Below are 464 nucleotides of genomic sequence, written 5' to 3'. Positions count from 1 at the left end.
GATTAATGAAGCAGAAAATCCAATAAAGAGCGTCTAATTGGATTATTGAAATAGAAAATCCAACAAGGGTGCGTCTAATTGGATTATTGAAATAGAAAATCCAATAAAGGTAGAATATGTCCATATAATTGTGTAATAAAAAAAGAGCCAAATATAGCTCACTTTAGTACAATGTAATCGACTAAGAAAATATTGTAGAGGTGACCTATATATGACTCAGTTAAATATTAACGTAGACTTTGAAGAATTGGCAAGTGCTATTTTAGAAAGTAATTTAAATACTGCTATGAAAAGTATAGCTGTAACTGTATTAAATGCTTATATGGAAATGGAAAGAGATCAGTTTGTGAACGCTGATTTCAAACAAAAGCATCCTGAAAGGATTGCACAACGAAATGGCTACTATGAACGTGATTTTATGATTTCAGTCGGAACACTTCATTTAAAAGTACCTAGAACGCGTG

At 31.5% G+C, this 464-nt stretch carries 1 protein-coding gene; it reads left to right on the top strand.

Translation table 11 applies throughout. The features are described from left to right. Positions 1 to 211 precede the first annotated feature (211 nt). On the top strand, positions 212 to 464 hold a 253-nt coding region (locus E4T88_RS17415; RefSeq protein ID WP_228094009.1), incomplete at its 3' end, for a transposase.

This window comes from Dysgonomonas mossii (assembly GCF_004569505.1).
Classification (GTDB): domain Bacteria; phylum Bacteroidota; class Bacteroidia; order Bacteroidales; family Dysgonomonadaceae; genus Dysgonomonas.
This window is presented reverse-complemented; position numbering and strand designations above follow the sequence as displayed.